We start from the raw sequence: 20,959 nt of genomic DNA, 5'->3' as shown, positions 1-20,959 counted from the left end.
CTCTATATCGGTCTAAGTGGTTGAATAATAGCAATAAAATAAGGAAGCAGGTGAAAAACTTCCTTCCAAATAAAAAGGAATTAAGCAACCAAACGCTACTTAATTCCTTGAAATTGTCTCATCACCTCCATTAACCTTTAAATTTTGATAGACTCTATTTTCTAATTAATATGACCAATATTGTCAATACTAACCCTTTCAATCAATTCATTAGTTATCAAAACTAAGTCCATTAATAAAGCCGAAAAGAGTATCAATAGTAAAGTAAACTAAATAATTGAGTTATAGATGGCTATTTTCACAAAATTGTTTCATCACCACACTATCTCATCTCAGTACACAAACCATGTTTCTATAGCTTTGTCTTAATCTTGATCTTTTTTCTTCAATCCAAGAAATGCACCTACGGTAAACATTATTCCGGCAACCAATGACGTGAAGACTTCGCTAACTGTTCCAGTTTTTGGCAACCTATCATTGTTAGTAGTTGATTTACTATCAATATTGGTATGTTTATTAGCTATGTTCTCTGGTTCATTGAGATAAACTTCCTTCTTATTTTCAAAGTTTTTATCATTTTTATCAGGAACTGGAGATGTAACATCCTCAGTTGAATCAGAGTTGTGTGAATGATTTTCTCTTTGGAAATCCTCTTTTCTATGACTTTCACCTAATTGACTATAATTTACTTGTACAGGAACTGTAGCTTTGACACCTTCAGTTGAATCAGAGTTGTGTGAATGATTTTCTCTTTGTAAATCCTCCTTTTTGTAATTTTCATCTAATTGGCTATGATTTGCTTGCACCTTATCTTTCTTTTTCGATACATCAAAAGTAGGTTTATTTTCCTCCTCCTTTTTCTCCTCTATTTTCTTGAATACAGGTTTTATAAGGGTATCTTTTGATAGATTAAGAACATAGCCAACGTCTTTTTTCCCTTCGACACCAGAAATTTCCCAACCATCAAATTGATAGCCTTTTTCTAATTTACCCTTATAGACAGGTAAAATGAAATCTTCTTCCGACACTATCGTTGAACTCATTTCTTTTCCATTTTGAATGGTCACAGTCACCGTATGAGCTTTTAATTCGCTCACCTCTCCCGTATCTTTGTTTAAAATGAATTCTTTTACGGTCGTATTTCTTGCAAAATCTTTTACAAGAATCTTAATGTTTAGTGTCTTATCTGTTAGTTGTTTAATATCATCAAATGATTTATATTCTTTTCCATTTACATAAATATGTTTGTCTTGAATCTCACCATCGAATCCATTATTTCTTTTATCATTGATGTTAAAGACTACAGATTTTCCATCAGCATATTCAATACTAGTATTTCCCTTAGGATCAATGTTTACTTCTGGTTTAACATTATCATATAAAAATTGATAGTGTACTCCAACCGCTTTCGCATTCAAATCGCTATAGCCAGTTTTAAGATAAACATTTCCATCCATATCTGTTACCTTATCTGGGAATCCGTTTGCTTTATAGTCTTTCATTCCCCAGTCCATGATGTCACCGTCTTTAACATTAAGCTTAACGTTAAAATCTCTAGTGTTATCAATGTGTAAATCTCCGTAGATTAAATAATTATCTACAACAGATTCATTAACTCTCAACTCCCAGTTAAAACCACCCTTATCAGAAATCTTACCTCTTAAATAAAATTCTGGATTTCGTACATAAATTTTATTAGATTTAGATGGATTAAAGTAGTTCTTGTCCATTGAAAGGTTTACTGGTTTTGCATCAATAAATAACGTAGAGCCATCTTCTTTTATAGCTTCTACATTGGACTTATCCTCTCCAGTGTACTCTTTATCATCTTTACCAAATAATACAAGTTTAGAAGGATCTGTTACAAGATTTCCATCTTTATCGATTGCCTCCCCTTTATCGTTCATTTTAAATCTAAACACTTGATACCTTACAATGTTAAAGCCGTCCAAAGCCGACATTAATACTGATTGAGTACTTCTTCCATCTTCAACATTTCTACTATCAGCATAAATTATTTTTTCTGATAAGGCTCTTAGATTAGGATTGGCCTTTTGTATTTTTGCTATATCTTCCTTGCTATAGACTCCATTTCCTTCTAACATATCCGTTTTTCCAGGATTATAGGTAGTCACTTTTAGTGCATAGCCTTTTCTCAGAATGATATTATCCTTTAATAGATATTGTTGTTTTTCTGAATCAGAATAGATTTTACCAGATTCCATTTCAGTTAAATTATTTGGTTTATTCTTTGAAAGATCTCCTTCTCCTAATTCTATTATATTCCCATAACTTGATGCATATGGATATTCTGTTTTAGTTTCCTTATTTTTTTCAGGCATTCTAATCTTCGTTTCAGCTTTTATCTGATCATCATCTTTAACAAAGAATCTCATATCTCCTGCAAAAGCTAATCCATCCACAATATCATTAATATTAGCGTATAAATCAAATGTCATCGTTTTTGAATGGGAATCATACTTGGTCGCTTTGATTTCTATAGATTTATAGTTATTTCCATAATATACCTTGGCATTTTTAGACACATTACTTATCTTTCCAAGAATTTCAAAGTGTCCATCTTTAGACGGGCTTAGAACACCATAAATTTTTGATTTGATTTCGTCAAGTTTTTCAGTTTCATATTCTAAGGCACTACCATCGTCATAAGCAATGATATTTCCCTTATCATCGTATTTATAATCGTATTCCTCTGTTCTCTTACCAGTTTCACTTGTAAAGTCATCAACTTCTCTAAATTTCTTTTTAATGAGTTTCTTCAAGTCTTTACTTTCAAACTCTCTAATTGTTGAAATAGTTTTATGAATAGTCAAGCTAGATTTTTCTTCAATAGACTCTTCATTGTCTTGATGATTTTCTTCCTCAGTTGTATCTTTTTTAAGACTATCGTCTTTTCTATTTTCTAAATTTTTAAATTTAGATTCAGAAATCTCGCCAAGCTTTTGGTATTTAGATGAATCTTGATCAGGATCTACTAGATAATAGGAAATCATCCCCTTTTCATCAGCATGATCAGCAAATTTAATTCTATGAATCTTTGTAAAATTGCTAGAGCCATCTAATGCAATGACTTCAATGATTTTTCCTCTTAAATCTCCTGCACCATTAATTTCATAAATGGTATTTCCATCTTTGTCAAGTTTTCTATTTCTTCCTTCACCCTCACCTGCATAAGTTACTTCAAGATTTTTCTCAACCTCTCCGTCTTCATTAACAAGAGCGGCGCCAGCATACCAAACTTCGTTGGCAATCTCGTCAAATTTTTCAGGATGTTCTTTTTGATCTCTCGCAAATAGGGTTTCATTCTTGTATTGATCTTTTACCTTGTGATAAGTATCCTTTGTAATCAGCTTAATTTTTTCAGGATTTGAAAAATCAACCGAAACAATCTTAGGGGCTGTGTTATCAATTTTTACAGGAATATAGGAAACCTGCCATGGGTAATCTTTAGTTAATCTATATTTAAATTTATAGAAATATTGACCTTCTGCAATTGGTTCAAATTGACCTCTTATCTTAGTAGCAGGATCTTGGTTATCCTTGCTTTCTGGTGCATTTTCTTCTCTACCTCTAGGGTTATAAATGAGTCCATCCCATTTCAAGTCACCCCAAACTTTTAGCTTAGAAGATTTGATTCCCTTTGCATCATTTCTCTTAGAGTTTAAAATTCCTTTAATAAAGTGTTCTCTCGAAATGACTTTTAAGTCGATTTGATTTTCTCCCTCTTTATTTGTATTTACTATTGAAATCAATCCTTCTTCTGCACTTCTTAATACAAGTGGAGAAGGTGTTAATCCTCTCTCAAGTTGAGCATCTTGAGGATTTCCATTTGAATCTAAAGGATAAATTTTAGCAATATTAGAACCACTTGATGATGGTGCGTTGATCCCTTCGTTATTGAAAGCAAATAATTCTGGATTTTGATCTAGAGATGTTGTATTTTTATCTTTTCTATTTTGTATAACTCCTGCTGGATTAAATTTATCTATACCATGCTCTCCACCAATTCCCTTATTTAAAGTTCCTGGAATTTTTGGTTTACCATCATCATCATAACCTTCCATTGTTTTTGATTTTGAACCTTCTTCCCAGGCCCATTTATCAAGGATTGGTTCCTTATTCCAATCCCCAGCAAATCCCATTAAAGGCATCGATAAAGAAGGTTGGAAATTTGTTTTCTTACCATTGGAGTTTAGAGCTTCCATTTCTTCCACTGACTCAAAATGAATAAATGATTCTACAAATTTATTTTTGTTTTTAGCCTCTCCAACGTTTATAACCGCATTTAAATCAAAGCTAGAATTTGGGCCTATAGTGAAAGTGTCATGCTCAAATGTGATATTTGCTCCTTTGATTTTTTCTGGGTGGATTTCTGGAACAATTTGCTTCCCATCTGGAGATTTTTCGTCTTTATATGTTTCATCAAGTTTTAGTCTGTCAGTTAGAGCATCTGTAGTTATAGCAGATGCTGAAACTTTAAAGGTCAAAGGTCTGTTTGATGTATTGTGAAGCTTAATGGTAAAATATTTTTCTTCTCCTTTTATTTCTTTAAGAGAAATAGAACCATAAGAGTTTACCAAGCCTTTAGAATCCGTGTTTTTAAAAGTCGCTACGACTTCATTTCTCAAAGCATTGGCCACATTAATTAGCCCTGCTCCCTGTTGTCTAGGTGATGCAAAGTATTGGCTTTTTTCTTTCCAAGACGTTGCGTCCATCATAGGTCGTGCAGTATTTTGTAGGGCAATTTTTGTAAGACTTGTAAGATCTATTTTGTCATCTCCCTTAAGATTTTTCAACACAGGTCTTTCAAGCATTTCCTTTAATTTTGGTCTAATCAAAACAGTAGAAGCTGCCACGATTGGAGTTGCCATACTAGTCCCTGACATATAACCATAAGTTGATTTCCCATTAATGACATTGAGAGTGGATTTAATATTTTTACCAGGTGCTGAGACATCAGGCTTTAAAAGCAAATCTGTTCTCGGTCCCCAAGATGTGGATCCTGCTGGAACTATGATATCTTCTTTATACAATTCTTTGTCTGTGTCAGGTGCAAACTTAAAGTCAATCTCTTTTTCATCACCTACATTCGGTTTATTAGAATTATAGCTGGCCATATCAATTGGATAGTATTGCTCCAATTTATCTTTAAAATCTTCTTTATTATTCCTTTTAACCTCAGTTTTTTTATCAGGGTTAATCATGTTCCATAGCTTTACACCATCATCTCCTGAAATTGAAAATACTTGACTAGTAGTTCCTTCATCCTCCTCATATCCCATAGCTGGAAGCTCTGTCCAATTATCTCTATTGTAGTAATTTACAGTATTTACAACCATAATGGCGCGTGCGCCCTTATCCGTAGCTCTTTTAAAAGAATTTTTTAAATCCTTTGTATAAATTCGATCCATTACTGCAATTTTGCCTCTAAGATCCAATCCTATCAAATCTTGATCTTGACCCTTGCCTATATATACAAATTTCAATTTATCAGGAGCTTTTGATCCATCTTCATTTGTTGTGATTTTATTCTTATCGAAAAAGGCCCCTATATTTCTGTATTTAAAATTTTCTCCACCTATGTTAACTTTATCAAACTCAACTGTTTGATTTTTAGCAGATGCGACTGCTATCGCATCTTCATGTGCTGCAGTTCGTGTTACATTTCCAGTGTCGGTCATTTTCAGATTATTATTTGCCACTAAATCCCATGAAGAACTTGAAGCAGAAGTCGCATAGTTACCCGTAGCTACAACCATTGGAATTCCTGCTTTTCTTAACGCTCTAATAGCTTCCCAATATTTCTCACCTACAAGACCTGTTCCTGTAAAGCCTGATGATACCGAAACAACATCGACATTGTGTTTGATCGAATCTTCAATAGCATGAAACATTGTTTCATCTCCTGCGAAGCCAGATCCTGCGTCAGAGTACATTTTATAAGAGAAGATCTGTGCATTAGGAGCAATTCCATCGATTCCGTTAAAGTTTTTAATATCTTTTTCAGTATCATTTCCCGCAAGAATCCCTGCAATATGCATCCCATGTGGATCAAAATAATCGCTTCCATCATCAGCTTTTTCTACAGTAATTTTACCACCATTATAATAATTGAAAGCATGAGGAATTTTATCACTCAACCAGAAATTTTTATCAGTACCCTTTAAGTCTTCTTTTTTAAATCTCATTGAGTCTTTGGCATCATCATCGATTCTCATAGCCTTATGCCTATAATCTGTCCCCGTATCGATATTTGAAATAACCATACCTCTGCCATCAAAGTTTTTCCCAAATGGTGCATTGATAGATTTTAGGTAATCGATTGCCTCTTCAACTCCAATTTCTTTTCTAGCATGATTCATCATAGGTTGGACTTTTTGTGACCTTTCAACCGATGACATACCTTCTATTAGTTTAATTTTGTCCAGATTATCTGGAGTTGTTTCTATTGCAACACCATTAAAAACCGTATCATAAGTATATAAAACTTTTGTATCCTTAAGATTGGATAATTCCTTGATTGCTTTTTCTCCAGATTCTTTATCTTTAAATTCAGCAATATAGACAAGTTTATCCTCTTTTTTGGGACTTTCTGGGTCTTTACTTGCAGACGAGTCCGCTTTATCTCCTTGGGATTGATTGGAATTTTCTTCTTTGATTTTTTCTTCTTCATTGCTAGTGTTATTGTCTATCACAGATTCTTTACTAACAGCTTCTTTTTTCTCAATAATTGTTGTTTTCTTCTCTTCAGTATCCTTTGAGGTTTCTATAACATTACGAATATCTTCAAGTTTTTCTTTGTTTTCGTTTTGTTTACCTACTACTACTGTTTCTTTATCAGGTATTTTTAAAGAATCTTCAGAACTAGGTGTATCTGCTAGGATTACCTCGTTAGGGACATATGCTGCTAAAATAACTGCAGCTGTGGTTAATGACAATACTGTACTTTTTTTCATTTTAATTCCTTACATATTTATTTAACTTCCAATAGATAGTAAACTTTAACTTTGCTAGCCTTTGTTATAAAAAGTTTTACTAAGTATTATCTAGGAAATAGAGTAGTACATTTATATATAATTGTTAGCTCTCTGAAAAATAGTATATCAATTAAAAAAATTTAAGTCAAGAAAAATTAAGGTGTATTAATTTTATTTTTAATATGTATTAAAAAAGATATAAAAATTTCGTACTTAACTGAGATACATTATAAGCACATTCACACCATCAAAAATAGTAGCAATCAACTTAAAGCACTAGCAACATCACAAAGTCAAACATCATTGATGAAATATCAGCGCTATTAAACAATATAAATAACCGCTAAGAATAAGACTTAACGGTTATCTTCTACATATCTATTTTTTCAAATCCTCAGTCGTTTATCTACCTATAACCTAGGCTTTACGAGTGCCCTGCTCTGCCAACTGATACTCAATGAAAATCAAAAAGCAAACTAGGAAGCTAGCCGCAGTCTGCTCAAAACACTGTTTTGAGGTTGTAGATAAGACTGACGAAGTCAGCTCAAAGCACTGCTTTGAGGTTGTGGATAGAACTGACGAAGTCAGTCACATATATACGGCAAGGCGAAGCTGACGTGGTTTGAAGAGATTTTCGAAGAGTATAAGCTAAATCGGCGATTACACTTACAGTATAGCACTCTGAGGATGGATGTCAAGGAATTTTCATTCCTATTAGAAAAAGCCTGTCCTGAGACAAGGCTTTGAGTTTCTTCCTCTTAGGATCCTGCACTTTCGTAGGCATCCAAGCCCCTATCCCAAAGTTTAAGGGAAATGACAAAGAAAACCAGAGAAATCAATATCAAACCTCCGATGTTAAAGATTACATCCTTGTCCTGCAAGAAATAGCTAGCAGGATAGTAGGCCGTAAAGGCAAATGGCACGATAAAGCTAATCAACCAACGAAGAGCTGAATTATAAATTGAAATGGGATACTTGGCAAAATCATTAAACATATAGAAAATGTAAATCATGGCGCCTGACTGCTTGGTCCAAAAAGCGATACTAGCTGTCGCGATTTTTAAGGAAGTATAAATCAAGGTCGCAAAAGGAATACAAACTAGGAAAAGCAGGAATTTGGGAAGCGTCCAAGCAATACTTGATACTGTTGTCGCTAGTAAAATACCACCGACCAAGAGCTCGCCCAAGGCATCAATCTGAAATGTCTCAACGAGTATATGGAAGAGCGGATTGATAGGACGAGTCAGATACTTGTCAAACTCCCCTTTTCGGACTAGGCGTTGCCCTAGCGCCCAGAGATTGTCAAAAAAGAGATGATCCAATCCCTTGGGAATCAAAGAAAATCCATAGATAAAGGCGATTTCTTGAAAAGTCCAACCTTCTAGGGATGGAATATGTTGAAAAATGACATTGAGAAATAAGAGGTTCAAGCCTTGAGTTAGAAAAACTCCCAGCACACCAACCACAAAATCCACCTTGTATTCCATGATTTGTTTGATGTATTGTCTGATAAAAATCAGATGCATGCGTTGATATTTTTTCATACTAACCTCCCTGAATGGTAATGAATGACTGGACTCGTTTCCAAATCAACTGAGACAAGCCCACCATCACTAAGAGCCAGAAAAACTGCAAAGCGAGCGCCTGAAGAATCTGATTGGCATCATATTTCCCAACGATAATCATGACCGGAGTGTAAATCAAGGATGAAAAAGGCAGGAAGGACAGAATATCTGAAACAACCTTTGGAAAGAAAGCCAAGGGAATCAAACTTCCAGACATAAAGGCCACTATGGAAGTCTTAAGTAGATTGGAACCCCAAAGATTTTTAAACACAAAGGCAGAAAATCCAAAGCAGATATTAAAGAAAAAGTTAATCAGATAGGCCAGCGTTAAGCTAAAAAGATAAAGGACAGTTAATCCCAGCACTTCTACAATCCCTTGCCCAGATACGATTTTCATCAAAACAATGACACTTAAAAATGGAAGGCCAACAGAGATAAAAATCAACCACTTGGAGCCAAGCTCTGTAAAAAGGTAAGATGCCGCAAAATGCACTGGTCTCAACAAGCGCATGATAATGGAGCCATCCTTGACCTCCTCCCCAATCATAAAGGAGCTATCAGATCTGGTCAAAAGATTGGTCACAAAACTCATAATGATGTAGAGGGTGATATCTGCCATACTAAAGCCCTGAATCAAGGACTCTTGCGAAGAATCAAAGACAGCCTTCCAGAGATAAAAGGCCACAAAAGCACCCATGACATCGCCGATCCGATAAAGAATAAAGTTGACTCGATAGGTAATCAACTCCTGAACGCCTGCATTGATAAAGGGTTTATAACGTCTCCACAATTTGACCATCTTAGAGCTCCTTTCGATAGAAGCGGCGGATAATATCTTCAATATCCGTATCCATCATCTTCAAATCTCGGACCTCAAAATCAGACAGGGTTTGCTTGATAATGTCAGCTGACTGGTAGCGGGAACTATCGAATTCAATGTTGAGACTATTCCCTTGTCTATCAATTGTCATATCCGAAAAGCCTTCATAGTGAGAAAGGAGATGACTTTGACCTGGTAGCAGTTCAAAAGAAAGAGTCTTCATCTTTCCAAAGGTTTCCTTGAGTTGGCTCACCGTTCCATCAAAAATCTCCTGCCCCTTATCAATCATAAAGATCCGATTACAGAGCTGCTCAATATCACTCAGATCGTGAGTCGTCAAAAGAATGGTTGTTTCTTCTTCCTGATTGATTTGGGTAATGGCCCGACGAATGTTATCCTTGACCGAAACATCCAAACCAATGGTCGGCTCATCTAAAAAGAGAACCTTGGGATTGTGAAGCAAGGAAGCTGCAATGTCCGCCCGCATGCGCTGCCCTAGTGAAAGAGTCCGCACGGGATCCTTGATAAAGTCCTTCAAATCCAAGACTTCATTTAAAAAATCCATGCGCTTGTGGAAGAGCGAATCCGGCACATCGTAAATCTCTTTTAACACCGTGTAGGTCTCTTGCAGAGCCAAATCCCACCATAGCTGGGTACGTTGTCCAAAGACAACTCCAATATCCTTGACATAATCTTGGCGATTGTCCTGGGGAATCTTGCCATTAATCCGACAAAAACCAGATGTCGGTTTTAAAATCCCTGTCAGCATTTTAATGGTTGTCGACTTCCCAGCACCATTTGCCCCGATAAATCCTAAAATCTGCCCTCTTGGAACCTCAAAGGTTAAATCCTTGACCGCTTCAAAGGTCTGCTTTTCAGGATGAATAAAGGAGCGCAAAGCTCCCTTTAACCCTGGTTCCTTGACTGTCTTCACAAAATTTTTCTGAAGATGTTCCACTTCTATCATTGCCATATCTATCTCCCTTTAGTAAGAAACAACATTGTGTTTTTGACTACAAACATTCTAAATCCTTACTTTCTACACCTTCTACATTTTATTACTACAGAAGGTTTTATACCAACCTATTATAATCCAATAAGAAATGGAATGCAAGCGTTTGCCTAAAGTTTATGAAATTGAAATTTTTTCTCTTAAAGTGGTATTTTTATACTCAATGAAAATCAAAGAGCAAACTAGGAAGCTAGATGCAGGTAGCTCAAAGCACAGCTTTGAGGTTGCAGATAAAGCTGACGTGGTTTGAAGAGATTTTCGAAGAGTATTAGTCCAAAATTCTGGTTTAATAGTTTCCTTAAAACACCAAAAAACCCACCCAATGGGCAGGTTCTTTCTGTATTATTCAGCTAGATTAAGCTTTACCTTCTGAACCGAATACGTCGATACGTTCTTCAACTGATGCTTGGATAGCTTTTACACCGTCAGCCAAGAATTTACGTGGGTCGAAGAGTTTTTTCTTGTCGTATTCTGCTTCGTTTGCTTCGTAGTCACGAGCAAATTTACGAGTTGCGTTAGCGAATGCGATTTGGCATTCAGTGTTAACGTTAACTTTCGCAACACCAAGTTTGATAGCTGCTTGGATTTGCTCATCAGGAATACCTGATCCACCGTGCAATACGATTGGGAATCCTGGAACAGCTTCAGTCAATTTTTGCAAGTGATCAAGGTGAAGACCTTTCCAGTTTGCTGGGTAAGGACCGTGGATGTTACCGATACCAGCTGCCAAGAAGTCGATACCAGTTTCAACCATTGCTTTAGCGTCTTCGATTGGAGCCAATTCACCATCACCGATGATTCCGTCTTCTTCACCACCGATAGTACCAACTTCAGCTTCCACTGATACACCATTTGCATGAGCAAATTCTACAACTTTACGAGCTTTTTCAAGGTTTTCTTCAACTGGAAGGTGTGAACCATCAAACATAACTGAAGTATAACCAACTCGGATACACTCAAGTGCATCTTCGTAGTGACCGTGGTCAAGGTGGATAGCTACTGGTACAGTGATACCCATTGATTCAACAAGGTTAGCGATCAAGTTGCGAGCAACTTTGTAACCACCCATGTATTTAGCAGCACCCATTGAAGTTTGAATCAAAACTGGAGCTTTTTTAGCTTCTGCTGCACGCAAGATAGCTTGAGTCCACTCAAGGTTGTTTGTGTTAAATCCACCAACTGCATAACCGTTGTCACGAGCTGCTTGGACAAATTTTTCTGCTGAAACGATTGCCATTTTATCAGGCCTCCTGTATATTTTTATGGGTCATCCCATTTACATTGTTCATTTTATCACTTTTTGACAAAAAAATCTAGTTTTTCCCGCAGTTTCGATTGAATTTCTTCTAGCTTCCTCTATGTAAACCCTTTCTCTCCCTAGTCTTGGGCGACTTTTGGAAAAGCTATGAAGAAGGTCAAACGATTCTCCTTCATCTCAAAACGATAAGGTAATTTTTCATGTTCTAATAGACTCTTGACCACAAAGAGCCCCATCCCAGAACCCTTGGCCTTGCGACTAGCATTGTCAGAAAAAGACTGGGCTAGTTTTTCTTGTTCTTCTGGACTGCAGCTATTTTCTATAAAAAGTTCCCCTTCTCTCTCTCCAATACGAACCAAACTACCTGGAGCAGAATGCTTGATGGCATTGCTGATGAGGTTAGAAAGAATCAACTTCATGACTGATGGATTTAGATAGGCCTGATGATGGTTCAAACCATTTTCAATTTGAAGTTCTCTCTCCTTTGCTAGCAAAGAATAATCTTGAACTAGACTTTGCGTCATCTGGAGGAGATCTATTATTTCCCTATCATCTCGCAATTCCTGCACAGAAGAGAGAGAAAGTATCTGGAGAACGTGGTGATTGAGCTCATCCACAATCCCCAAGGCAACTCCCAGATAGTGGTCTCTATCCTTATAGCGGCCGATATTCTCTTTCATGTTTTCAATCAGAATTTTCAAACTAGCCAGAGGTGTTTTCAGTTCATGAGAGGCACCACGTAAGAACTCAACCTTCATCTTTTCCAGCTGGAGAATGGCTTCATTCTTGTCATGCAAGTCCGCAATCACAGTCAAAAGATGCTGGTAGAGGCTATTAATTTGTTCCTTGAGATCCCCAATCTCATCCTTAGAATCCACGCGCAATCGCACTTGGGCATCCAAATCCATCATCCGACGGGTCACCCGCTTGATTTCCAAAATCGGAGCAACAATAGTCCGAGCATAGATATAGGCTACCAAAAGAGAAATTAGAAAGGATGCCAGCAAGGTATAGGGGAGAAACTGGAGACTGATCTGCTCTGCCTCCTTTTGCAAATCCATAGACGCTAAAAACTGGAGAGTCATGGTACCACCGTCCTGCGTTTTCACCTCACGCTCCTCAATAAAGAGGGAGGTGGTTTGGCGGTCTGTGTCTAGAGGAAGGCTGTCCTTGATTTCTAACTTGTCCTCGGTCATCTCGCCCTTAACGGCTCCCTTGATATCACTAGTCTGAGAATACAAGTCTAACACTTGCTCGATATTCTGCCTATCTCTCCCTTCTAGGGAATGGGCAATAGCTGTTGCCTTCTGACCAATGGTTTCCTGACGATGACTCAGATATGTCGAAGGAAAAAGAAAATAAATAGCCAAATGAAGGCAGATAACCAGAACACTAAAAATCGAGAAGGTATAGATAAATATCTTTGTAAATAAACCTGTTCGTTTCATTTTCGCTCCAATTTATAACCAACATTGCGCACAGTGAGGATGCAGTCCAAGTCTAGCTTTTTCCGCAGTTCCTTGATATAAACATCAATGACACGGTCAAAGGGAACCTCATCTGTCGCCTTCCAGACGGCATCGATTATCTGAGACCGAGTCAAGGCCCGTCCTTCATTTTTCACCAGATAGTCCAGAATTTCCAACTCTTTGGCATTAACAGCTACTTCCTCACCTGCTAGGTTGGCACTGTAGCTCTCAAAGTCCACCTTGGCTTCCTTATAAGAGAAGATTCGTCCTGTATCGTAATAGCGCTTGAAAATCGCGTCCACCCTCACTTTTAAGAGGGAGAGGGAGAAAGGTTTTTCCAGATAACCATCTGCCAGAGAGGCAAAGGCACTCATCTTGTATTCTTCATCCTGAAAGGCGGTCAGCATCAAGACAGGGACTTGGCTGGTTTTACGAATCTCCGCTAGGACTTCTAGGCCATTGAGCTTGGGCATCTGGATATCCAGTAAAACCAAGGCTACTTCATAGCTGGAAAATTTTTCTAAGGCTTCTTGACCGTCTGCCGCCTCAATGGTTTCATAACCGCAATCCGTCAAATAGTCACTGACTCCCTCACGGATCATCTCTTCATCTTCTACAATTAAAATTTTCATACTTTAACTGCTCTCTTTTTTATTTTTCTTAGAATAAATACCTACTCTATTTATTATAATCTCTTATTGGCCTTTTGTCTTTAAGAAACTTGCTACTAGATAAAACAAAGAGAGCCTATCGCTCTCTCTGCTCACATTTCACTCCCTATGGAATGAAAATTATTTAGCTGCTTTTGAAAATGTTACAACGTAGTTATAATCTTTCCCATTAGCTTGATAGACATAGTCCTCTTTGAAAGTATAGCCGCGTTTGCTCAACTCTTCTTTCTTAGCATCAACTTGGCTCTTGACTGCTGCTTTCACCTGTTCAGTTGATAAACCTTCCGCGATTTCAAGAGAAGTTCCATTGATATCTCCTAAGAAACCTGCAATATCTTTCATTTTATCAAAGTTATAAAATACATTTACTTTGACCTTTTGAGGAGCTGGCTGTTCTAGACTTCTACGATTTCTGCTAGCGCGCGGTTGAACTGCTGGAGCCATTCTGAAACCTGAAGTTCCTGTAGCCTCCTTAGTGAATGTGACAACGTAGTTATAATCTTTTCCATTATTTTTAGAGAGATAGTCTTCTTTAACAGTATAACCACGTTTACGTAATTCCTCTTTCTTGGCATCAACTTGGTTCTTGACTGCTGCTTTTACTTGATCATCTGTTGAACCTTCCGCGATTTCAAGAGGAGTTCCATTGATATCTCCCAGAAAACCTGCAATATCTTTCATTTTATCAAAGTTATAAAATACATTTACTTTGACCTTTTGAGGAGCTGGCTGTTCTAGACTTCTACGATTTCTGCTAGCGCGTGGTTGAACTGCTGGAGCCATTCTGAAACCTGAAGTTCCTGTAGCCTCCTTAGTGAATGTGACAACGTAGTTATAATTTTTCACAGTAGTATCTTGTTCAAAAATAATGTCATTTTTCACATAATACCCTCTAGCAGCTAGGTCTTTTATCTTGGCTTGAATTTTTTCTTTTACTAATTCTTTTGCCTGTGCTTCACTCGTTCCAGCAGGAATTGTAACAGTGTTATCTTCTCCTGGGTCAGATAGGAAACCATGAATATCTGGCATTCCAGCGAAGTTATAGCTAATATTTACAGTTCCATCTGGTTCTGATGTTGAACGTGCTACTCTTCTTGCTCTTGCTTGAACTGATGGAGCATTTCTAAAACTTGAAGTCCCTGATGATGTTGTTTCTGGTTGTGGTTGTGCTGTTGGTGCTGATGAGTTATCTGTCCCTTCTGCTGAGGCTGGTTGCGTTGCTCCTGAAGGTGCTTCTCCTGAACCATGTCCTATTGCTGTGCTTCCATTGTCAATAATAGTACCTTCATTACGACCATTTGTTAAATTATCTTTATTGTAGTTTGGTGCTGGTAATTCTTCACCTGGAACATCAATTTCATCAATTTTACTTTGATACTCATCCGCAACAGCTACAGCAGCATCGTGATCTTTAGCATTATTTATTGCCGCTAATGCTTCTTCTTTTAATTCATTTAATTTTTCTTTTAATTTTGTTTTTTCTGCTTCATCTTTAACTTTTTCAATTTCACTATGTTTTGAAGCTGCAATTTTTTCAATAACATCTTTTCCATCTTTTTTTGCTTCCTCAAGTTTTTCATCTTTAGGTGCTACTTCTTCAGACGGAGTATCCTCTTTAGGTGCCGGAGCCGAATTTGGTGTTTCATCCTTTGAATCTACTGGATTTGATGTATCTCCAGTTTGATTAGTTGGTAGTTTATCCTCTTTGGGTATTGTTGCTTCTGGTTTTGAAGCTGGAGTTTCAGGTTGTTTTGTAGTCCCTGTGTTTGAAGTAGTACCATCTGTTACCGGACTTGATGTTGCTACATTACCTGAATCATTTGTAGCTTCCGCAGATGGAGTATTAGAAGGTTCTGACTTTGTTTCAGATTTACCTGATTCTCCAGCTGGCTGTGCAGTGGAATTGGTATCGCCTGATGTGACCGGTGCTTCTTCGCTTGGGGTTACCGGTGCCGGTGTCGCTGGTTCTTCCGCTTTCGGCGCAGGTGTCGTTGGTTCCTCTGATTTTGGTGCGAATGCTACTGGCTCCTCTGATTTTGGCGCTGGAGACACTGGTGCCTCTGATTTTGGCGCTGGAGATACTGATTCCTCCACCTTTGGCGCTGGTGTCGCTGGTTCTTCCACTTTCGGCGCTGGTGTCGTTGGTTCCTCTGCTTTCGGTGCTGGTGTCGTTGGTTCCTCTGATTTTGGTGCTGATGCCTCTGGTTCTTCCACTTTCGGTGCTGGTGTTGCTGGTTCTTCCACTTTTGATGTCGGCGCTAATTGCTCGTCTGCTTTTGGTGCTGATGCCGCTGGCTCATCTGCTTTTGGCGCTGGAGACACTGGCTCATCTGCTTTTGGTGCTGGTGCCACTGACTCGTCTGCTTTCGGTGCTGGTGTCGATGGCTCTTCCACTTTTGGCGCTGGTGTCGATGGAGTCTCTTCTTTCGGTGCCGGTGTCACTGGCTCTTCCGCTTTTGGTGCTGGTGTCGATGGAGTCTCTTCTTTCGGTGCTGGTGTCGATGGAGTCTCTTCTTTCGGTGCTGGTGTCGATGGAGTCTCTTCTTTCGGTGCTGGTGTCGATGGCTCTTCCACTTTTGGCGCTGGTGTCGATGGAGTCTCTTCTTTCGGTGCCGGTGTCACTGGCTCTTCCACTTTTGGCGCAACTGAGACTGAGGTTTCTGATTTCGGTGCTGATACTGCTGGTGTTTCCACAACTACTGGTGTCGTTTGTTTAACAGTAGTAGTTTGCTCTCCAGTTACAGTATCTGTCTTTGTTTCAACTTCATAACTTTGACGGCTACCAGAATTATCAATCGACACTTGCTGTCTTTTTACTTCTGTATTTCCATCTTTTAGAAAAGCCTCTTCGCTAAAATACAATTGATTATTAGCAAAAATCAAATCTCTATTTGCAATACGATTTATCTCAACCAAACTATCAACAGATAGCCCTGTTGCTCCACTAATAGCACTCAGTGTATCTCCCCACTTGATTGTGTAGTGTGATAAATTGTCTATATTTTGAATATCAGCTTTTACTTCTGCAACTGTTCTGGCTACCCAAACACCATCTTGTTCACTGGCTGACACAGTTGGAGCTAAAAAGCCCAGACCTAGCAAAATGACACCTGTCGCAACAATTGCACCAGTTCTCAATTTTCTAAAGCCACGTAGGGACAAGCTTCCTCTAACATTTGTTTGTCTCATAATGTTTATTTTTCCTCACTATTCTATATTTTCCAAAGTAGACCCTACCTAGGTCTACTAGCCTATGTTTGCGATATGGGTAGGCTTCTACAGATTTATCTATCTATTTTCAAGATAAGATTTCTATAGATTTTTATGCACAATTCCATATATAAGTTACGAAACCCCTTTCTAATAAATTCCATAGCTTTAGTATATCATATTTAAACAATAAAGTACAAAGAAAGCAACTGAAAGCAATGATTTTCACCACTGCTTTCGGTTCTATTTTGAATTGTTAAATAGCCATTCTCTATCCACCGTTCTTGAATAGAAAAACAAGATGCTGTCTCTATTTCCAGACTAATTTTTTCAAACTTATTCGCTATCCAGCAAGAGCTCTTTTGGTTGTTTTCTGAGGAGATTGCTTGATGCAAGCGCCATAACGAGAACCACTAGAACCAAGGCAAGGACGAAGACGATGATAAAGTCTGATGTCTGAATAGAAATATCTAGGCTCGATAAAGTCTTACTAAAGCCATCCACTTCTGCACCGCCACCAAGGTTAGAGGCTTGAGCTGCCTTGCTGGCTTGCTTAGCAACACCTGAAGTAACATTGGCAAGAACGGTGTTTCCGATTGCACGGGCAGTGTAGTTGGCTAGGAAATAGGATGCAACAAGAGCAGGGATGGCAATCAAGATGGATTCAGTGATGAATTGACCCAAGATACTTGCCTGCTTGAGACCAATAGAGAGGAGAATACCCACTTCCTTGCGACGGGCATTGATCCAAAGGCTGAGCAAGAGGGCAAGGAGAAGAACGGAGAAACTCAAGCTACCCCAGAAGAGGAGGTTGGCCATCTTGTACATACCAGAGATGGATTGCTCAAGAGCTGGGTAGTTAGAAGAACTCTTAACGAGTGTATAGCTCTTCCAGTTGATACCACTGATGCCATTCAATTCTTTCATGGCATCATCCAAGTTCTTGTCCGCTGTTACAAAGAAGGTTGCGTCTCCATAAATAGCTGTGTCTTCTGTGTATCCATAAAGTTTTGCAGCCGTATGGATGTCTGTGATAGCTGTGTTTTCGTATAGTTCTTGGGAGTAGGTTACTGCCGACTTATTGTGACCATCAAAGAGTCCCTTAATTGTCACTTCAACTGTTTCCTTGGCTCCTTTTTCATTGTCTGCATCGTAGATATTGGAGTCTAGTTTAACCTTATCCCCGACTTTCCAGCCGTGTTTGGCTGCCAAGTCCTTGTGCAGGAGGATCTTGTCCTTGTCATCATTCGTTAGATGCTCTCCTTCGACCAGCTTATAAGAACCTGAGACAAACTTGTCTTCTTTTGAGGAGTCATTGACACCTGTAATCATCAAGCTACTTCCAAAATGTTTGGCACGGTCAGGTGTCAGATTTTTCTTGGTATCTGGCGTTTCGATGAGTTCATAGCCAGTCAAATCTCCGATAGCGTTGATGCGTTTCACATAAGACTCAATAGCCTTGTTTTCGGTGATTTTTTTGATATCCTCACCCTTGATATTCCCAGCACCACGTGGCGTTCCTTGATTAACGCGACGATTGATTTGCATGGAGAAACTGTTGGTAATATTTTTAAAGGTCTCCTGAGAAGCCTTGGCAGTAGCTCCCTTGATCGACAAGCCGACCAAACTCAAGCTCGCCATGAGGAGAATAATCAGGAAGATGACAATCGATTTGAAAAACTTCCTTGTAACATAGGCAAATGCGTTGTGTAACATAGGTTCCCTTTCTAGATTTTGTTCTATTTTATAGTTCTAATACTCAATGAAAATCAAAAAGCAAACTAGGAAGCTAGCCGTAAGCTGTACTTGAGTACGGTAAGGCGACGATGACGTGGTTTGAATTTGATTTTCGAAGAGTATAATTGAAAAAGCTCATATTATTTCGTAGTATTGCGAGTTTCAGTCAGTTTCTTGTCCTTCAACTCAAGTGTAATATCTGATGCTTGTGCCACTTCTTTGCTGTGAGTTACGACGATGACACATTTACCTGTTTTCTCGGCAAGTGATTTGAGCAGTTCGACAATATCTCCAGCAGTTTTAGGGTCCAGATTTCCCGTTGGCTCATCCGCTAGAATAACTGGAGCTTCTGATACCAAACTACGAGCAATAGCAACACGTTGTTGTTGACCACCTGATAACTGGAGAACATTCCGCTTGATCTGACTTTCATCCAAACCAAGCTCAAGAAGTGTATCCTTGCTTGCCTTTTTGTTGACCAAGCGGATATTTTCCAGTGGAGAAAGATAATCTATCAAGTTATAATTTTGAAAGACCAGGGAAATATGGTGCATGCGATGGTAAGAATAGCCCTTCTTACGAATGTCCTCTCCTTGGAAAAGGATAGAACCTTCAACAGGACTATCTAGACCAGCCAGTAGGGACAAGAGAGTGGATTTTCCTGCTCCTGACTCCCCAATAATACTGTAAAATTTCCCGGGTTCAAAATTATAATTGATCTGATATAAAACTGCCTCAGCAGTGTTCTTATAACGGTAGGTAACATCTTGTAATTGTAATAAAGTCATAATTTCTCCTTCTTAACTAATAGATGATAAAATTTCTTTAGGCGATTTTCTAAATAAGAATAGGAAACAAAGGGCTACAGATAAGCAACTAAGCAGAACTAGGAAAACATAGGATTCTGCAAAGGATAGGATGCTGGTTGATAGACTGCTTGCTTTGGCTAGTGTATCTTGTAAGCTTGCCTGATCTCCACTTGCTAGTAGAGTTTGGAGTAGGTAAAATGTGATGGCGTTTCCTGCAACAAATGCTGGAAGCAAAGCACCAATAGATACCAAAACTACCTCTAAACAGAATTGTAGGAAGATCGAGCTCTTGCCTTTTCCAAGTGCAAGTAAAATTCCCACTTCGTAGACCCTTTCTCTCAACCAGAGAGATAAGACCAGAATTAAGGCTCCGGCTCCTGCTATCAACATTCCATAAAGGAAAATGGTCAGAAAGGTTTGGAAAGTTGCAACCGAGTCTTTGATTTGTTCAAAAGCCTTGTTTTCCTTTTCGACTTGATAGCCTTGATTTTCCAAGGCCAAGTTTTCCACCTGCTTCATGAGTCCGTCCATTTCCTTAGGATTTTCTACATAGAAGCGCGCTGCAGTGACTTGAGGTTCACTATTTCCTAAAAGAGTTTGGCTACTTTCATAGTCTGTAAAGACTTGGTTTTCACTGAAGTCAGAAGACAAACCTGTAAATTTCTCTTGTTTTTTACCAGAAAAGATGCCGACAATTTCAAACTCAACTGTCTGTCCTTTTCCAGATTCTGACTGTCCAGCATCCAAGCGAATCTTGTCATGAAGCGAAAGACCGTTCTTCTTAGCCAACTCTTCGTGGATCAAGATTTTCTTGAAATCTCCTTTTTGAAGGTGTCGCCCTTCTTTTAAGTTGAAAGCCGAGCTGGTAAAGGTCACATCCTTAGATGAATCCTCAAGAGCCGTTATGCTAACCAAGTTTTTGTCTGCAGCGGACAAATCATCACGCTCCACGCTCTGCTCACCACTCACCGCTTCCTTGTCTTTCAGTTTTGCGACCGTCTCGAGTTCAGGAGAGACATTTTCCAGTCCCTTAATCTTGCTTACAGATGCTAGGTCTGACAACTTGAAGGTCTGCCCATTTTCTATCTTCTTAATAGAAAAAGATGTGTTGAGTGATTTGTAAAGATTGGTTTCAACTGTTTTGTTGGACTTCATCAGAGTCAAACAGGCTGAAATTCCGGCCAATAGGACCAACAAAATCAGAAATAAAATAAAACTTCTCAGTCGTTTTCTGCTGACATAGGCCCAAGCTCTTTGGATTGGATTCATTTGTCACCTCCATATTTGTAAGACTATTATAAAATCCAAATATGAAATGTCTATGAAATACAAAAAAAGAGCAAAATTTTTTTGCTCTACTTGAATTATATGAAAACAAAAGAGTCTGGGACAATAGTCTCTTGTCTTCAA

At 38.4% G+C, this 20,959-nt stretch carries 11 protein-coding genes; all 11 read right to left on the bottom strand.

Translation table 11 applies throughout. The features are described from left to right. Window positions 1-365 precede the first annotated feature (365 nt). The 11 genes from O3599_RS06960 to O3599_RS06910 all read right to left on the bottom strand — a co-directional run bounded on the left by O3599_RS06960 (window position 366) and on the right by O3599_RS06910 (window position 20,818). Window positions 366-6,977, bottom strand: a complete 6,612-nt coding sequence (locus tag O3599_RS06960) for a S8 family serine peptidase (protein WP_227325922.1) — start codon at window positions 6,975-6,977, stop codon at window positions 366-368. Window positions 6,978-7,756: 779 nt separating this feature from the next. Further along, a complete protein-coding gene (locus O3599_RS06955) occupies window positions 7,757-8,542 on the bottom strand; it encodes an ABC transporter permease (protein WP_033684901.1) in 786 nt (261 codons plus the stop codon). Between the two features lies 1 nt (window position 8,543). Further along, the gene (locus O3599_RS06950) at window positions 8,544-9,362 is read right to left on the bottom strand and encodes an ABC-2 family transporter protein (protein ID WP_000240169.1); all 819 of its coding nucleotides are present in this window, start codon (window positions 9,360-9,362) and stop codon (window positions 8,544-8,546) included. A gap of 1 nt (window position 9,363) precedes the next feature. Beyond that, on the bottom strand, window positions 9,364-10,356 hold the full coding sequence (locus O3599_RS06945) for an ATP-binding cassette domain-containing protein (RefSeq protein ID WP_371512386.1): 993 nt from the start codon (window positions 10,354-10,356) through the stop codon (window positions 9,364-9,366). Between the two features lie 394 nt (window positions 10,357-10,750). Continuing rightward, window positions 10,751-11,632: a class II fructose-bisphosphate aldolase gene (locus tag O3599_RS06940; protein ID WP_023946263.1), complete on the bottom strand. Its 882-nt coding sequence runs from the start codon at window positions 11,630-11,632 to the stop codon at window positions 10,751-10,753. A 140-nt stretch (window positions 11,633-11,772) separates the two neighbouring features. After that, on the bottom strand, window positions 11,773-13,101 hold the full coding sequence (vncS, locus tag O3599_RS06935) for a sensor histidine kinase VncS (protein ID WP_371512384.1): 1,329 nt from the start codon (window positions 13,099-13,101) through the stop codon (window positions 11,773-11,775). Continuing rightward, the gene (gene vncR / locus O3599_RS06930; protein ID WP_261017796.1) at window positions 13,098-13,754 is read right to left on the bottom strand and encodes a response regulator transcription factor VncR; all 657 of its coding nucleotides are present in this window, start codon (window positions 13,752-13,754) and stop codon (window positions 13,098-13,100) included. Before vncR ends, vncS begins: the two co-directional genes overlap by 4 nt. A gap of 159 nt (window positions 13,755-13,913) precedes the next feature. Further along, complete coding sequence (locus O3599_RS06925) at window positions 13,914-16,982, bottom strand: LysM peptidoglycan-binding domain-containing protein (protein WP_371512381.1); 3,069 nt, start codon at window positions 16,980-16,982, stop codon at window positions 13,914-13,916. A gap of 357 nt (window positions 16,983-17,339) precedes the next feature. Beyond that, window positions 17,340-18,719, bottom strand: coding sequence for an ABC transporter permease subunit Vex3 (gene vex3, locus O3599_RS06920; protein ID WP_143952358.1), 1,380 nt, complete (start codon window positions 18,717-18,719; stop codon window positions 17,340-17,342). Between the two features lie 161 nt (window positions 18,720-18,880). Then, entirely contained in the window at window positions 18,881-19,528 is a 648-nt protein-coding gene (gene vex2 / locus O3599_RS06915; RefSeq protein WP_024057461.1) for an ABC transporter ATP-binding subunit Vex2, read from the bottom strand. Window positions 19,529-19,540: 12 nt separating this feature from the next. Then, window positions 19,541-20,818, bottom strand: a complete 1,278-nt coding sequence (locus O3599_RS06910) for an ABC transporter permease (protein WP_261017800.1) — start codon at window positions 20,816-20,818, stop codon at window positions 19,541-19,543. Between the last annotated feature and the right edge of the window lie 141 nt (window positions 20,819-20,959).

It is taken from the genome of Streptococcus sp. 27098_8_103 (genome assembly GCF_041432345.1).
GTDB lineage: Bacteria > Bacillota > Bacilli > Lactobacillales > Streptococcaceae > Streptococcus > Streptococcus mitis_BV.
The sequence above is the reverse complement of the archived record's forward strand: the minus strand, read 5'-3'. Positions and strand labels throughout refer to the sequence as shown.

Excerpts from the sequence above, each read along its gene's own strand:
- O3599_RS06925 (WP_371512381.1), bottom strand. The coding sequence starts at position 16,982 with ATGAGACAAACAAATGTTAGAGGAAGCTTGTCCCTACGTGGCTTTAGA.
- vex3 (WP_143952358.1), bottom strand. The coding sequence starts at position 18,719 with ATGTTACACAACGCATTTGCCTATGTTACAAGGAAGTTTTTCAAATCG.
- O3599_RS06910 (WP_261017800.1), bottom strand. The coding sequence starts at position 20,818 with ATGAATCCAATCCAAAGAGCTTGGGCCTATGTCAGCAGAAAACGACTG.
- O3599_RS06960 (WP_227325922.1), bottom strand. The coding sequence starts at position 6,977 with ATGAAAAAAAGTACAGTATTGTCATTAACCACAGCTGCAGTTATTTTA.
- vncS (WP_371512384.1), bottom strand. The coding sequence starts at position 13,101 with ATGAAACGAACAGGTTTATTTACAAAGATATTTATCTATACCTTCTCG.
- vncR (WP_261017796.1), bottom strand. The coding sequence starts at position 13,754 with ATGAAAATTTTAATTGTAGAAGATGAAGAGATGATCCGTGAGGGAGTC.
- O3599_RS06940 (WP_023946263.1), bottom strand. The coding sequence starts at position 11,632 with ATGGCAATCGTTTCAGCAGAAAAATTTGTCCAAGCAGCTCGTGACAAC.
- O3599_RS06950 (WP_000240169.1), bottom strand. The coding sequence starts at position 9,362 with ATGGTCAAATTGTGGAGACGTTATAAACCCTTTATCAATGCAGGCGTT.
- vex2 (WP_024057461.1), bottom strand. The coding sequence starts at position 19,528 with ATGACTTTATTACAATTACAAGATGTTACCTACCGTTATAAGAACACT.
- O3599_RS06955 (WP_033684901.1), bottom strand. The coding sequence starts at position 8,542 with ATGAAAAAATATCAACGCATGCATCTGATTTTTATCAGACAATACATC.
- O3599_RS06945 (WP_371512386.1), bottom strand. The coding sequence starts at position 10,356 with ATGGCAATGATAGAAGTGGAACATCTTCAGAAAAATTTTGTGAAGACA.